At 62.8% G+C, this 14825-nt stretch carries 14 protein-coding genes; 5 read left to right on the forward strand and 9 right to left on the reverse strand.

The features are described from left to right. Positions 1 to 90 precede the first annotated feature (90 nt). Positions 91 to 1557 (forward strand): PLP-dependent aminotransferase family protein, encoded by a 1467-nt coding sequence (locus GT753_RS13235; protein WP_044030784.1) that lies wholly within the window; start codon positions 91 to 93, stop codon positions 1555 to 1557. Here GT753_RS13235 and GT753_RS13240 read toward each other — a convergent pair. From GT753_RS13240 to GT753_RS13255, 4 genes are read right to left on the reverse strand one after another with little or no spacing between them, the layout of a single operon-like run. Beyond that, a complete protein-coding gene (locus GT753_RS13240; RefSeq protein WP_160125658.1) occupies positions 1554 to 2039 on the reverse strand; it encodes a protein disulfide oxidoreductase in 486 nt (161 codons plus the stop codon). The genes GT753_RS13235 and GT753_RS13240 overlap by 4 nt on opposite strands. Next, positions 2032 to 2748 carry a DsbA family protein gene (locus GT753_RS13245; RefSeq protein ID WP_015378605.1) on the reverse strand — a complete coding sequence of 239 codons (717 nt, stop codon included), beginning with the start codon at positions 2746 to 2748 and terminating at the stop codon, positions 2032 to 2034. The genes GT753_RS13240 and GT753_RS13245 overlap by 8 nt, the downstream gene beginning before the upstream one ends. Further along, positions 2745 to 4781, reverse strand: a complete 2037-nt coding sequence (locus tag GT753_RS13250; protein WP_160125659.1) for a protein-disulfide reductase DsbD — start codon at positions 4779 to 4781, stop codon at positions 2745 to 2747. Before GT753_RS13250 ends, GT753_RS13245 begins: the two co-directional genes overlap by 4 nt. A gap of 49 nt (positions 4782 to 4830) precedes the next feature. Then, positions 4831 to 5193 carry a hypothetical protein gene (locus GT753_RS13255; protein ID WP_015378607.1) on the reverse strand — a complete coding sequence of 121 codons (363 nt, stop codon included), beginning with the start codon at positions 5191 to 5193 and terminating at the stop codon, positions 4831 to 4833. 205 nt (positions 5194 to 5398) lie between these two features. On the opposite strand from GT753_RS13255, the gene flk reads away from it, so the two are divergent. Continuing rightward, positions 5399 to 6427 (forward strand): flagella biosynthesis regulator Flk, encoded by a 1029-nt coding sequence (flk, locus tag GT753_RS13260; RefSeq protein WP_021505579.1) that lies wholly within the window; start codon positions 5399 to 5401, stop codon positions 6425 to 6427. Positions 6428 to 6431: 4 nt separating this feature from the next. On the opposite strand, the gene GT753_RS13265 is transcribed toward flk, so the two are convergent. After that, positions 6432 to 6887, reverse strand: a complete 456-nt coding sequence (locus GT753_RS13265) for a rhodanese-like domain-containing protein (protein WP_021505580.1) — start codon at positions 6885 to 6887, stop codon at positions 6432 to 6434. A gap of 93 nt (positions 6888 to 6980) precedes the next feature. On the opposite strand from GT753_RS13265, the gene GT753_RS13270 reads away from it, so the two are divergent. Next, positions 6981 to 8414: a PLP-dependent aminotransferase family protein gene (locus tag GT753_RS13270; protein ID WP_174242126.1), complete on the forward strand. Its 1434-nt coding sequence runs from the start codon at positions 6981 to 6983 to the stop codon at positions 8412 to 8414. Positions 8415 to 8441: 27 nt separating this feature from the next. Here the strand turns inward: GT753_RS13270 and GT753_RS13275 are convergent, their stop codons facing one another. After that, positions 8442 to 9338 (reverse strand): endonuclease/exonuclease/phosphatase family protein, encoded by an 897-nt coding sequence (locus tag GT753_RS13275; protein ID WP_015378611.1) that lies wholly within the window; start codon positions 9336 to 9338, stop codon positions 8442 to 8444. A 217-nt stretch (positions 9339 to 9555) separates the two neighbouring features. On the opposite strand from GT753_RS13275, the gene pepT reads away from it, so the two are divergent. Further along, positions 9556 to 10803 carry a peptidase T gene (pepT, locus tag GT753_RS13280; protein WP_004936192.1) on the forward strand — a complete coding sequence of 416 codons (1248 nt, stop codon included), beginning with the start codon at positions 9556 to 9558 and terminating at the stop codon, positions 10801 to 10803. Here pepT and GT753_RS13285 read toward each other — a convergent pair. Then, positions 10800 to 11912, reverse strand: a complete 1113-nt coding sequence (locus tag GT753_RS13285) for an SLC13 family permease (RefSeq protein WP_060559993.1) — start codon at positions 11910 to 11912, stop codon at positions 10800 to 10802. The genes pepT and GT753_RS13285 overlap by 4 nt on opposite strands. Before the next feature lie 152 nt (positions 11913 to 12064). On the opposite strand from GT753_RS13285, the gene apbE reads away from it, so the two are divergent. Further along, positions 12065 to 13096, forward strand: coding sequence for an FAD:protein FMN transferase ApbE (gene apbE, locus GT753_RS13290; protein WP_160125660.1), 1032 nt, complete (start codon positions 12065 to 12067; stop codon positions 13094 to 13096). Between the two features lie 52 nt (positions 13097 to 13148). On the opposite strand, the gene GT753_RS13295 is transcribed toward apbE, so the two are convergent. Next, positions 13149 to 13370, reverse strand: coding sequence for a hypothetical protein (locus GT753_RS13295; RefSeq protein ID WP_004936201.1), 222 nt, complete (start codon positions 13368 to 13370; stop codon positions 13149 to 13151). 212 nt (positions 13371 to 13582) lie between these two features. Further along, positions 13583 to 14803 (reverse strand): beta-ketoacyl-ACP synthase I, encoded by a 1221-nt coding sequence (gene fabB, locus GT753_RS13300; protein WP_004936203.1) that lies wholly within the window; start codon positions 14801 to 14803, stop codon positions 13583 to 13585. Positions 14804 to 14825 lie beyond the last annotated feature (22 nt).

Genomic DNA, 14825 nt, shown 5'->3' on the forward strand with positions numbered 1-14825 from the left:
GCCTTGTCATGCAGGCCACTTTTCTGCGCTTGAAGCCCTGTTGACATGGGGTATAGTAAAAAACCATCTCCCTAACCGGGCCAATTTCGCATGCACATCCCGTTAGATCGCGAACAGGACGTTCCGCTGTATTTGCAGATCGAAGAAGCGCTGCGGCGCGCCATCCTCACCGGCGTGTTCGTGGATGGCGACAAGCTGCCCTCGACACGCACGCTGGCGGCCGAATTGGCGGTCAGCCGTTTGACGGTGGATAACGCCTATGCCGAACTGGCGGCCAAGGGCTTTTTGCACCAGCGGCGCGGCAGCGGCGCCTATGTCGCGCACCCGCAGGCGCAAACGCGCCCGGCCCGGCCGACCAGCAACGCCCCTTTCCCGCTGGAGAGCTTCACCACCCTCACCTCGCGGCTGGACGGCTATGCCGACGCCCCGCTGCCGGAGGGGCTGATCAACTTTGCCGCCGGCGTCGGCAGCCCCAAGATATTTCCTCTGGAGGCGTTTCGCAAAGTGCTGCTGTCGGTGCTCAGCCGCCACGCGGAAGAAGCCTTCAGTTACGGCGAATACTGCGGCTACTACCCGCTGCGCGATACGCTGAGCCGCATTCTCAGCGCCCAGGGCATCCCCACGCAGGCCGAACAGGTGCTGATCACCAACGGTTCGCAGCATGCCATCAGTCTGGTGGTGCAAAGCCTGCTGGCGCCGGGTGATACGGTGATCGTCGAAGAGCCGACCTACGCCGAAGCGCTGGGCCTGCTGCGCCAGCACCGCATCAATATCGTCTCCGTGCCCGGCGATCGCCACGGCATGCTGGTCGATCGACTGCCCGAGCTGCTGGAACGCCACCGCCCTAAACTGATCTACACCATCCCCAACTTCCACAACCCGACCGGCCGCTGCCTGAGCGAGGCCCGCCGGCGGCGCCTGCTGGCGATCGCCCAACAGGCCGGCGTGGTGATCCTGGAGGACGACTTCGTCGGCGATCTGCGTTATCAGGGCAAACAGCTGCCGTCGCTGCGCGCGCTGGCGCAGCCGGGCGCGGTGATCTACGTCAGCACCTTCTCCAAAATGCTGCTGCCCAGCATGCGCATCGGCTATCTGGTGGCGGACAGCGAACACTATCAGCGTTTCGCCAGGCTGAAACACGTCGACAGCTTCACCAGTTCCAGCCTGATCCAGCGGGCGCTGGACGCGTTCGTCACCGTCGGCCGTTACGACAAGCAGCTGCGGCGCGCCGGACGCGTCTACCGCCTGCATCTGGAAGTGATGATCGACGCGTTGCAACATCGGCTGCCGCCGGGGTGCCGTTTCGAAACGCCGCAAGGCGGCTTGTTTATCTGGCTGACGCTGCCGGAGACGGTGACCACCGCCGAGCTGATGCCGGTGGCCTGGCGACACGGGGTGACCTTCGCGCGCGGCGAATGCTTCTATGCGCAGGAACAGCTGGGCGCACACGGCCTGAGGCTGAATTTTGCCGCCAACTCGCCGCCGCAGATTGAAGAAGGTATCGCCCGGCTGTGCCGGGCGATTGAGGAAGTGATAGCGGAGAAAAGCGCCGGTTAGACGGCGGCCCACCACAGCCGCAGCTTCATCCCCCAGTAGCTGGTCCAGCCGGTGGTGCTTTGCACCACCTTGCCCTGCGAGATCACCACGAAGGTCGGCGTGACGCCAATCCGCCACTGCGCCGACAGCGCGCCGGCCGGATCGTTGACCACCGGCAGCGCCAGCCACTGCTTCACCTGGGCATCATCGCCCGATCGCAGCGCGACGGTCAGCACGTTGCCGCCCGCCGCCTGCAAGCGGGCGACGTCCGGCGTGGTGAAACGGCAAACGCCGCACCAGCTGGCCCAAAAGTAAACCAGCAGCGGCCGCTCATGGCTGAGCTGCGCCAACGACACGCGCTCGCCGTCCAGCGAGGTCAGCGTCTGGGCATCGAAGGCCGGCGGCGCCTGCGGCGCATTCAGCCAATCCATCACCGTCACCACCGCCAATGCGATCAGCGCCAGCAACAACAACTCGCGCCCCCAGCGCTTGAGCTTAGCCATTGTTAGCCTTCGCCAACTGCTGTTTCACCATCGCTTCCAGCTCTTCATACGACACCGCCCCCGGCAGCATTCGATCGCCGATCAGCGTCGCCGGCGTCCCTTGTACGCCCAGTTGCTCCGCCAACGCCATATTGGTGCGCAGCGTGGTCATGCTCTGTTCGCTCGGCGCCACCGCCTTGACGCCGGTTTTCTCTTGCGCGGCGGCGATGCTGGCATTGTCGTGGAAGCCCTTTTTCGCCATCAGCCGCTGGTGCAGGGCCCAGAATTGATCCGGGTGCTGTTGCCAGGTGGTGAGCGCCACGCGCGCCGAACTGACCGAGCTTTCGCCCTTGAACGGCAGCAGCTTCACCACCAGCGCCACGTCCGGGTATTGCTTGACGATCTTCTCCAGCATCGGATCAAAACGCTTGCAGTACGGGCAGTTATAGTCGGTAAAGGTCACCAGCGTCAGTTTGGCGTTGGCGGCGCCCAGGCGCGGGCTGGCCGGATCCTGGTACAGCGTTTTGGCGTTCTGCTTGATAGCCTGGCTGATTTGCTCGCCGGCGGTTTGCTGCTGCCAGGCGTCCACCGCCTGCGCCAGAATGTCCGGATTGGACACCAGCGTTTCGCGGATCATCTCTTTGATACGCGCCTCTTGCGCCGGGGTAAAAGGCTCGGCGGCCCACGCTGGGGCGGCGATGATCATCAGTAAAATCAGTAGTTTTTTCATTGTTCGGTTCCTTTGGCATGGGAAAGCGTTTGCAGCACGGCGTCACGGGTCAACAGCGGGGATAGCACCACGCCGTCCGGGCTGCCGGGGCCATAGACTTGGTTGAAAGGCACGGCGACGCTGCCGCGCTTTTGCAGGAAGGCGCCGATGTCGGCCGATGGACGGCTCCAGTCGCCGCGCAGCGCGACCACATCGTCGGCGCTCAGCGCGCGCTGTACGTCATCACGCAGCAGCACATTGAATTTGTTGGCTTTACAGGTCACGCACCAGTCGGCTGTCACGTCGACGAACACCCGCTTATGCTGCGCCAGCGCCTCGGCGATCGCTTGCTCGCTCAGCGGTTGCCACTGCACCCGATCCTGCAACGGTTGGCGCCACAGGCCGGCGCTCAGCGATCCGGCCAGCAGGACCACACCCGCCAGCACCACAGTGCCCGCCGCCAGCTTGGCCGCCAAGCGTGCCCCCTGTTGGCGCCACACCGCCAGCAGCAACGCCAGCAGCGCCAACGCCCCCAGCCACAGCGTGGCCTGCACGCCGATATGGTTGCTCAGCAGGCTCAGCAGCCACAGCGACGACGCCAGCATCAGCAGCCCCATCGCCAGCTTGACGGTATTCATCCAACGGCCGGGGCGCGGCAAACGCAGCGCCAGCGACGGCCAGGCGGCGATCAGCAGCCACGGCAGGCTCATGCCGATGCCGAGCGCGATGAACATGCCCCACAGCACCGGCAGCGACGCCGCCAGCGCGAAGGCCACCGCCGTGCCGAGAAACGGCGCCGAGCACGGCGTCGCCAGCAGCGTGGCGAACGCGCCCTGCCAGAAATGGCCGCTCAGACCGCGCCCGTTATGGGTCGCCAGCGAGGTATTCAGATCGGACGAGAGACGCAAATGGAACAGGCCGAACAGGTTGGCGCTGAACAGCAGCGTCACCAGCACCATAAAGCCGATAAACCACGGATTCTGGAACTGAATGCCCCAGCCGAGCGCGTGGTTGCCGAGCCGCAGCAGCGTCATCAGCAGGGCCAGCGCCATAAACGAGGCGACGATGCCCAGCGACGACGCCAGGAACTGCAGACGAACGCTGCGCCGATCGCGCCGCTCCACCTGCAGGATCGAACCGAGCTTGATGCCCAGCACCGGCAGCACGCACGGCATCAGGTTGAGGATTAACCCGCCCGCCAGCGCCATCAATACCGCCTGCCACAACGGGAACGCCGCACCGGCGGGCGCGGCCAACGCATCGCCAATCGGCAACGTAATCTGCTGCGCCATGCCGCCGTCGTCGATCACCAGCGTCAGCGTTTTGCCGCGCAGGTCCGGCGCCGCATCGCCCCAGCCATCGCTGACCGGCACTCGCGCCAGCAACCGAGCGCCGTCGGTTTCAACCTGCGGCTTGCCGAGATCGGCATCCGCCAGCGTATCGAAGAACAGCGCAGGCTGTTGCCAGCCGGCGGCGCGTTCGGCGGCAATCTGCAGCTCGCCGCTGCGATACCCGGCCTTGACGTTATCCGCCAACCCGGCGGTGATCGGCACCTGCCCCATCGCCTGCGCGAAATCGTGATTAAACTGCGGATCGTGAGGCGTCGCCAGATCCAGACTGAACGGGTAGTCGGTCAGAATGCAGACGTTGCTGCAGGTGGACAGCGTCAGCGTACCCGCCAGCGGGCCGGATACCTGGCCTGACATCACGATCGGCAACGTGACCCGATCGTGATAGCCCTGGGTGGAAATGCCGGCCACCTCGAAACGCTGCGGCGTCGGCCAGTGCCAGGTCGCCGGCGGTGGGTTGCCTTGCCAGACGATAGCCGGCGCGATGCCGCCTTCGCCCGGAGAGCGCCAATAGGTTTTCCAGCCTTTTTGCAGCTCGACCGACAGCAGCAGGCGGGTCTCACCCGGCTGTGACGTGTCGGCGCGCAGCCGCACCTTGGCATGATCGTTGGCCGGATTTTGCAGCCAGCCGCTGTCCGCCGCCTGCAAGGCAGGCAGCCACAGCATAAACAGGCAAGCGCAGGCCAGCCTGATGATTTTCAACATGTTAATTCTCCATAAATGATTAATTCACCACGAAAAACGGGCGATTAACTCATTCACGGAAGACGCATAATCGAAGGTGCACCCTGAGGGTGGGCGGAGAAATGGCGCGAGGAGGAGGAATGCGTAGACGCGCGGCGATGGTCGGCGCCAACAGCGCCAGCAGCAGACCCAGCCCGAACAGCACGGTTTCGAACATCACCGGCGGCGCGGCCAGCAATGACTTGGCACTCAGCTCACAGGGCGTCGGCTGCGCTTCGGCGGCCTCATCGCCGGATTGAACGGCGGTGGCGGCCGGGATCCCCAGCGTTTGCTGCAGCGCATGCAGGCCCGCCATGCGCTGGGTCATGCACGTCAGCACCACCAGGCAAGCCAGGCATAAAAACCATTTTGCAATCCGCTGCCGTTTAACCATGCCATCCTCATGTTCAGATCTGGGGTTATCTTAGCGGCGCAGACGCGATTAGCAACGTTTTGTCGGTAAAGAAATGTCTGAGCGGCGGTATTGATGGCGGCGATTTACAGGTATCATAGTGGGTAAGCCTGCGCTTTTCGCCGGGTACGATGACGATTCTCTCCTCCAGGCATTCTGCGGGGATACACAGCGAAGGACTGGTGATATGCAACCTTTGAGTGGGCCGGGCACCCCAATCGCCGGCGAACGCCCCCCCTCCCCGGGCAAAACGGCGGCCACTGACGATCAACCCCTCTCTCCGGCGCAGCGCACGACGCTGGAAAAACTGATCGTGAAAATCATGACGCTCAGCCCGGTCAAATCGGCGGAGATCTGGGCGTCTCTGCGTCACGATCTCGGCGCCGACAAAGGCGGCGAACTGCTGGCGCGCCATTTTCAACCGGCGGAACAGCTGCTGCAAACGCGCCTGACGCAGGCGCAACAAAACCATGCCGGGCGCCAACTGCTGCAACAGCTGGCCGAATTGCTGCCGCAGGGCAATAACCGCCAGGCGGTCAGCGACTTTATTCGCCAGCAGTTCGGCCATACGGTGTTGAGCCAACTGAGCCCACCGCAATTGCAACAGGTACTTAATCTGTTGCAAACCGGCGGCCTGACCATTCCCCAGCCGCAGCAAACCGCCACCAGCGATCGCCCGCTGCTGCCCGCAGAGCATCAAAGCCTGCAGCAGCAGATCACCAAACTCAGCGCCGCCACCGGCGAAGCGCCGGCTAAAATCTGGCAAACGCTGTTCGATCTGGCGGGCGTGAAAACCAACGATCCGCTGCCGGCGCGCCACTTCCAGCTGCTGAACCAGTTTTTACAGGTGAAGGTGGCGCTCAGCCCGCAGAACGCGCCGACGCTGAACAACCTGCTGGCGGCGCTCAAGCAGCCGGCGGACGAGCGAGAACTGCAGCAGATGAACGACTATTGCCAGGCGCGCTTCAACTGCGGCGCCAATGCGCCGCTGACGCATCCGCAAATGAGCGACGCCATTCATCAGCTGTTTGCCCGCCGTCTGGATAAAGCCGGCACGGCGCAGCCGATCGCCAGCCACCCTGTCGAACCGCAGCCGCTGCTCAACCCGCTGATCGCCGCCTTGCCTCTGCCGCTGCAAAAAGCGCTGAGCAAGCCGGCCGTGGCGCTGATCCTGCTGCTGTTGGCGTTGGCGGTCGTGCTGGCGCTGGTGTTTTAACGCCTCAGGCGCAGCCGCAGTCCTCAGCAGCCGCCCGATCGCGCAGCGATCCCGGCTGTTCTCCGATGGCCAATGGATGGCCATCGCGCAGCCAGAAGTCCAGCCCGCCGATCAGCTCCTTCACCCTGAATCCCAGTTTCGCCAGCTTGTAAGCACCTTTGGTGGATCCGTTGCAGCCAATGCCGTCGCAGTAGGTCACATACACTTTCCGGCGATCCAGCTGCGCCGTGCCGGCTTCATCCATCAGGCGATGCGGCAAACTGAGCGCACCGGGGATATGCCCGGCGGCGTACAGCGCCTGCGCGCGGGTGTCGATCACCACCATCCCGTCCACGCCATTGCGCAGATCTTCCGCCACATCCCAGGCATCCGCATAGCGGCTCAGTTTAGCCGCCAGATAGGCCAGGCTTTCTTCCGGCGCCGCCGGCGGAAAAGCCAGCACCAATGATTCTTTCGACATATCACTTACTCCCGTGCATCAAGACAGATGACAATAGTGCCCCATTTTGGTCTTATGATTGATACCCATTATCCACAGATGATAAGACCCATTATGCGGCACACGCTGATCACGCTGTTTCAGCAATCGCCCCAGGCCGTCGGCACGCTGCGCGAACGTCTTTGTGCAGCATTGCGGCAGGCCATCCACCACGGCGCATTGAACATTGGGCAACGCCTGCCCTCCAGCCGAGTGCTGGCTGGGGATCTGAAACTCTCAAGGGTGACCGTCGAAGCAGCGTACGGCCAGTTGGAGGCGGAGGGGTATTTGCAGCGCCGCGTCGGCCAGGGCACATTTGTGGCTATCCGCATCGCCAAATCGCTGCCGCCGCCGCCTCGCACCGCCATGCCGCGCCTTTCGCAACGCGGCCAACAGATCGTGCAAACCGGCGGCTGCCGCGATCCGCAGCAGCCACAGGCGTTTGCCGCCGGCTCGCCGGATCTGCGCGCGTTTCCGCTAGCCTTGTGGAAGCAACTGACCGCACAGCGCCTGCGGCTACAGGGAGAAAGCCTGCTGCGCTACGGTGACCCGCAGGGCTATTTGCCGCTGCGTGAAGCGATTGCCGCCCACGTCAACCAAACGCGCGGCGTAATCTGCGATGCAAACCAGGTTATCGTGCTGACCAGTTCACAGCAGGCGCTGCAGCTGATCGCCACGTTGCTGCTGGACAGCGGCGACAGCGTCTGGATGGAAGAACCGGGTTACGCCGGGGCGAGAAACGCCTTTATCAGCGCCGGCGCCGCCCTGACGCCGGTGGCGGTAGACAGCGACGGCCTGCGCGCTGAGCCCTCCTTGCCCGAGCCGCGTTTGATTTATTTGACGCCCTCGCACCAATACCCAACCGGCGCAGCGCTCAGCCTGGCGCGCCGCTTGGCACTGCTGACGCTGGCGGAAAAGCAGCAGGCCTGGATCATTGAGGACGATTACGACAGCGAGTTTCATTACGACGGCCTGCCGATACCGGCGATGCAGGGTCTGGATCGCCGTGGCCGGGTGCTGTACCTCGGCACCTTCTCCAAATCGCTGTTCCCTTCGCTGCGGTTGGCGTACCTGATCGTACCGCCCACGCTGGTTGAAGCGTTCGTCACCGCACGCACGGTGTATGACGGCCACAGCGCGCAGCTGATGCAGGCGGTCACCGCCGAATTCATCCGCCAGGGGCACTTCGCCGCGCATATCCGCTACATGCGCCAACTCTACCATAGCCGGCGCGATGTGTTGCTGGCGGCAGTACGCGAAAAACTCGACCACTTCGCCACCCCCGCTCCCGCCGCCGGCGGCCTGCAGCTCAGCGTCTGGCTGCCGCCCGGCCAGGAGGCAGCGCTCAGCCGGCAAGCGCGGCGGCTCGGCATCCTTACGCCCGGGTTAACAGCGCAATACCAAACGGTTCAGGCGCAGCGCGACGGGTGGCTGCTGGGCTTTTCGGCCCTGACACCGGGCGAGATCCGCAGCGCCGTCGAGCGGCTGGCGCGGATCACCGTGGCTTAGCCTGGCCCCAATGGGACGCCGATCGGCTTATTGTTCGGTCAGGCGCATCTCCGCCACCAGCGGCAGGTGGTCGCTTACCGCCGGCCAATGCACGCCGTTCCAGTCGCCGCTGGCGTTCGGCACCGTCAGGCTGTCCAGATGCCAGCGCTGCGCGTTGCCGGTGAAGATGTAATCCACCTTGATCTCGGCGTTTTCCGCCGGCCAGCTGCGGCCGTCCTGCCCGTTGGGCATGATATCGTTCCAATAGCGGCTCAGCTCCAGCCAGGTGACGCTGCCCGGCACATCGTTCATATCGCCGAACAGCAGCTTGATGCCGCGCACTTCGATGGTGCGATCGTTCAGCTCCCGTACCTGATCCAGACGCATCGTCGGATCTTCCTTGGTATCGAGGTGGGTGTTGAACAGGGTGATCGGCGTCGGGAACTCCGGCACATCGACCTTGGCGCTGAAGGCGATGCGCTGTTCGCGCTGGCCGGACGGCAGCGGATAGATCACGGCGTCGTGCAGCGGATACTTCGACAGAAACGCCAGGCCGTATTCACCGCCGTCGAAATCGATCGCCCGGCCGAACACCGCCTGCATGCCGGTCAGTTTCGCCAGTTCCGCCGCCTGATCGACCCGCCCGCTGCGGGCGGTGAGTTTATCCACCTCCTGCAGCGCCACCACGTCGACATTCATCGCGCGAATCGCCTTGGCGATGGCGGTCATGTCGCTGACCTTGCCGGCGGCGATATTGAAGCTGGCGACGCGGATCTTCGGCGCCTGCTCCAGTTCGTAGGTTTTGTTCTTCAGGCCGCCCAACGCGCTGGCCACTTCGCGGCTGTTGGCGTTGCTGTTGGCGTGCCCGGTATCGGCAGACGACCAGGCGCTGTGAGAGATGCCCAGGGACAGTAAGGTGATAAGCAGAGCGTGACCGGTGTGCATGAATTCTCCTTGAGGGACAGATAAGTGTTATGTGGGCGCTTCCTGGCCCACAGCTAACACCGATTTTGCCGCAGAAACCTGCGACTATTTCCTAGTTGCACCGCTATTTTTCGTTTCTGCGCGATGCTTCGCATTCTGGCGGTTTACGCATTGCACCGTTGGACAAACGGCTGATTTCGTTTTAAAACCGGTAGATTGCCAACCGCGAGGAGTTCCGATGACCAGCCCGATTGCCGAACAGCTTACCGAACGTTTCTTCCGCTATCTGGCGGTGACCAGCCAGAGCAACGCCGCCGCAGCCACCCTGCCCAGCACGCCGGGGCAGCATGAGATGGCGCAACTGTTGGCCGACGAGCTGCGCCGGCTCGGCCTGGCCGACGTGCAGATCGACGAGCACGCCACCGTCACCGCCCGCAAGCCCGGCACCCAACCCGGCGCGCCGCGCATCGGCTTCATCACGCATATCGACACCGTGGACGTCGGCCTGTCACCCGAGATTCGCCCGCAGCGCCTGCGCTTCACCGGCGAAGATTTATGCCTGAACGCCGAGCAAGGCATCTGGCTGCGTACCGCCGAGCATCCGGAGATCCTGCCCTACCGAAACGAAGAGATCCTGTTCAGCGACGGCACCAGCGTGCTGGGCGCCGACAATAAGGCGGCGGTCACCGTGGTGATGACGCTGCTGGCCAACCTGACCGCAGCCGATCGCCACGGCGATATCGTGGTGGCGTTCGTGCCGGACGAAGAGATCGGCCTGCGCGGCGCCAAAGCGCTGGATCTGCAGCGTTTCCCCGTCGATTTCGCCTACACCATCGACTGCTGCGAACTGGGTGAAGTGGTGTACGAGAATTTCAACGCGGCGGCGGCGGAGATCCGCATCGAGGGAGTGACCGCCCACCCGATGTCGGCGAAAAACGTATTAATCAACCCGATACGCATCGCCAACGACATCATCAATCGATTCGACGTGCAGGATACCCCGGAGCACACCGAGGGGCGCGAGGGTTATTTCTGGTTCACCGATCTGGCCGCCAACGCCAATCAGGCGACGCTGAAGGTGTCGATTCGCGACTTCGATCGCGCGGCGTTCGAGGCGCGCAAGGCCCGCCTTGAGGAGACGGTGCGCCAGGTGGCGGCCAACTATCCGCGCGCCAACGTCAGCTGCAGCGTCAGCGACATCTACAGCAACATCAGCAACGCCATCGGCGAGGACCGGCGCGCTATCGATCTGATCTTCGGCGCCCTCGCCGCCCACGGCATCCCGCCGAAGGTGATCCCGATGCGCGGCGGCACCGACGGCGCGGCGCTCTCCAGCCGCGGCATCCTGACGCCCAATTACTTCACCGGCGCGCATAACTTCCACTCGCGCTTCGAGTTTTTACCCGTCAGCGCCTTCGTGAAATCCTATCAGGTGACCCGCAGCATTTGCCTGCTGGCCGCGCGGCAAAGCGGCCAACCGGCTTAGCTCATCACCCAACCGAGCAACGCGGCCCATGCCAACAGCGGCAGCGAATAATAGTGGAAGCGCAACCAGATCTTGCGCTCCCCCGCCATGCGCAACGCAATCAGGTTGGCGAGCGATCCGATCGCCAACCCGAAGCCGCCGGCGTTGACCGCATAGGCCAGCTGAGCGCTGGAAGGCACATAGTTGAGCAACAGTATGGTGGCCGGCACGTTGCTGACGATCTGCGACAGCCCGACGCCCAACGCATACACGCTCCCCTCGCTCAGCCCGGCGATGGCGGCGAACGCCGGCTGAAGCGGCGGCAAACGGGTAAACAGGCCGACATCGATGAACATGGCGGCGAACACGAAAATCAGGCTCCAGTCGATCTGCAACAGCACTCGGCGCGCCAGCAGCAAGAAACCGGCGAACACCGCCAGCAGCCCATACAACGGCAGATCGAAATCGAGACACAGCAGGAAAACCGCATACAGCCCTACACAGCTCAGCAACAGCGGCCGCTGGTAGGGATAGCCCTCGGTATTCGGCGTTTTCACGATGTCGCGCGCCGGGAAGCTGAACCAGGTCAGCGCCAGCAGGCTCAACATCATTGCGGCGCCAAACGGCGCCATCTGGCCGATGAAACCGAGGAAAGAGAGGCCGGAACGGCTCCACAGCAGGATATTTTGCGGGTTGCCGATCGGCGTCAGCAGCGAACCGGCGTTCACCGCCAGCGCCTGGAAGATGATCAGGCGGCCGACCGGCAGCGCCGACAGCTTTTTCAGCGTGATGGTGAGCGGAATGACGATAAACAGCGCTACGTCGTTAGTCAGAAATGACGACAACAGCGCGGCGGAGAACACCAGGAACAGCGCCAGCCGCCGTTCGCTGTGCAAGCGGTTGATAATCTTGCGGCCGACAAAATCGAAGTAGCCGCTGACCTCCACCCCTTTGGTCAGCAGCATCAGCCCCAACAGGGTGATGAGGGTACGGCCGTCGATAAAACCACCCAGCGCTGCCAGCGGCTGCGGATGAAAGGCGAACATCGCCACGCCGGCCAGCAGCAATGCATGCAAGAAACGGTCTTTGGCAAAGGGATGGATGAGCCGGGAAATGGCGGTTGAACTCATAGCGGCAGTGTGAACCTCACCGAAAAGAATGGGCAGACGTTAGCTCAGACGCGGCTTCAGCGCCAGCAAAATGCTATTTTACCTTTATCCGCTTTTCATTTGCCGCACTTTACTTTATTTGTAGCGGCTTTCACGGTTTCAAAGGACATGTTATGGCTTCCCTGTTCGCCAAAGGAGCGCTGTTGAGCGCCTTATGCGCCCTGCTCGCCGCCTGCGACGACGCCTCCTCCCGCCCGCAAATCGATATTGATGGCAAAACCATGGGCACTTTCTACAGCGTAAAAGTCAGCGGTGACGTCGCGATCGGCAAACAAGAATTGCAGCGGCAGATCGACACGGTGCTCGAACGGGCCAACGACGACATCTCGACCTACCGCGCCAATTCGGTGCTGTCGAGGTTTAACCGCAATGTTAGCCTCGAACCGCAGCCTATCCCGCGCGGCATGGCGGACATCGTGTTGATGGCTCAACGCATCGGCCGCGATACCGGCGGCGCCATGGACATCACCGTCGGCCCCTTGGTGAACCTGTGGGGGTTCGGTCCCGACAAACATCCGGTCAAGGTGCCGGAACAGGCGCAGATCGACGCGGCAAAGCAGCGCACCGGCCTGCAGCACCTGAAGCTGATCAGCGACAACCGCGGGGAGTGGCTGCAAAAAGATCTGCCGGGCATGTATGTCGATCTCTCGACGCTGGGCGAAGGCTATGGCGCCGATGAGCTGGTGCGCCTGATGAACCGTCACGGCATTACCAACTACCTGGTATCGGTCGGTGGTGCGGTCTCTTCACGTGGCGTCAACGGCCAGGGCAAGCCCTGGCGGGTGGCGATCCAAAAGCCGACCGACCGTGAAAATGCGGTACAGGCGCTGGTGGATCTGCACGGTTACGGCATCAGCACCGCCGGCAGCTATCGCAACTACTTTGAACAAAACGGCCAGCGCTACTCCCATGTCATCGATCCGACCACCGGCAGGCCGATCAACCACCGGCTGGTTTCCGCCACGGTGATCGCCCCGACCGCGCTCGAGGCCGACGGCTGGGATACCGGTTTGATGGTGCTGGGCCCGGAGAAAGCGTTGCAGCTCGCGGAAGAGAAAGGGCTGGCGGTCTACCTGATCAGTAAAACCGACGACGGCTTCAGCGCCGTGATGACGCCGCAGTTCAAAGCGTTTTTGGTGCAGTGAGATAAAAAAAGCCCAGCACGCAATGGCCGGGCTTGGTCCTGTTCCGCGCCGATCACTTGGTCAGCGCGATGATGCCAAGGGTCAGACCGGCAACCGCCGCCGCGCCGCCGGCGATCGCGCCCGCGGTTTCCCAGTTATCCTGAGTGGTACCCTTCATGCAGGTGTTGGTGTGCACCAGACGCCCCTGGTCATCATAGACCGGCACGCAGGGAGAATCGGTGGCGCATCCGGCCAACACGGCCGACAGTAACCCAACCGCAATTAACTTTTTCATACTTCTTGCCTCAATGTTCGATCACTTTAGAAAGCTACGCCGAGCGATAATCATGCTACCAGGCTATTGTATGCCCAACGCGTGTAATGGCGAGGTAATGATGTGTCAGGGGATGTGATTTGGGAAAACTCCGAGCGCCCGTCAAATGGGCTTAGGGCAGTAAAAAGCCCGCGAAAACGCGGGCTTGATGGCGAGGTGAAGCTCAGGCGGAATTATTTCGCCAGTTTGCGCATCACCAGGGTGGCGTTGGTGCCGCCGAAGCCGAAGCTGTTGGACATCACGGTGGTCAGCTCGCGCTGAGTCGGCTGAGTCACGATGTTCATGCCGACCGCCTGTTCATCCAGGGTTTCGATGTTGATGCTCGGTGCGATAAAGCCGTGCTCCAGCATCAACAGGCTGTAGATCGCTTCCTGCACGCCCGCGGCGCCCAGCGAGTGACCGGTCATCGCCTTGGTGGAGGAGATGGCCGGGGTATTGTCGCCGAACACTTCGCGAATGGCGCCCAGCTCTTTCACGTCGCCCACCGGTGTGGAGGTGCCGTGCACGTTGATGTAGTCGATCGGCGCGTCCAGATCCTGCATCGCCATCTTCATGCAGCGCACTGCGCCTTCGCCCGAAGGTGCAACCATGTCGGCGCCGTCAGACGTTGCGCCGTAGCCAACGATTTCTGCGTAGATATGTGCGCCGCGCGCCAGCGCGTGCTCCAGTTCTTCAACCACCACCATGCCGCCGCCGCCGGCGATGACGAAACCGTCACGATCGGCGTCGTAGGTGCGAGAGGCTTTTTCCGGCGTGTCGTTGTACTTGGTGGACAGCGCGCCCATCGCATCGAACTCGCAGGCCATTTCCCAGCACAGCTCTTCGCCGCCGCCGGCGAACACGATGTCCTGTTTGCCCAGCTGGATTTGCTCAACCGCGTTACCGATGCAGTGTGCGGAGGTCGCGCAAGCGGAGCTGATGGAGTAGTTCACGCCGTGGATTTTGAATGGCGTCGCCAGGCAGGCGGAAACGCCGGAAGCCATGGCTTTGGTGACCACGTATGGGCCAACCGCTTTCAAGCCACGCGGGCTGCGCATCGCATCGGCGCCGAACACCTGGAAGCGCGGAGAACCGCCGCCGGAACCGGCGATCAGGCCCACGCGCGGGTTGTTTTGATACTCTTCTTCCTTCAAACCGGAAGAAGCGATCGCTTCTTGCATCGCCAGGAAGGCATAAATGGAAGCGTCGCTCATGAAACGCACCGCCTTGCGGTCGATCAGGCCGGTAGTGTCGAGCTTAACTTGCCCCCATACGTGACTACGCATGCCGGAATCTTTCAGCTCCTGGGAGAAAGTGATCCCAGAACGTCCTTCCTGCAGGCTTGCCAGGACCTCCTGCTGGTTATTACCAATGCTGGAGACAACTCCCAGGCCAGTAATCACTGCACGTTTCATTCAATACCTCTTCCACTATTTA

Source organism: Serratia sp. Z4, from assembly GCF_009900725.1.
In the GTDB taxonomy this organism is placed as follows: Bacteria; Pseudomonadota; Gammaproteobacteria; order Enterobacterales; family Enterobacteriaceae; genus Serratia; species Serratia nematodiphila.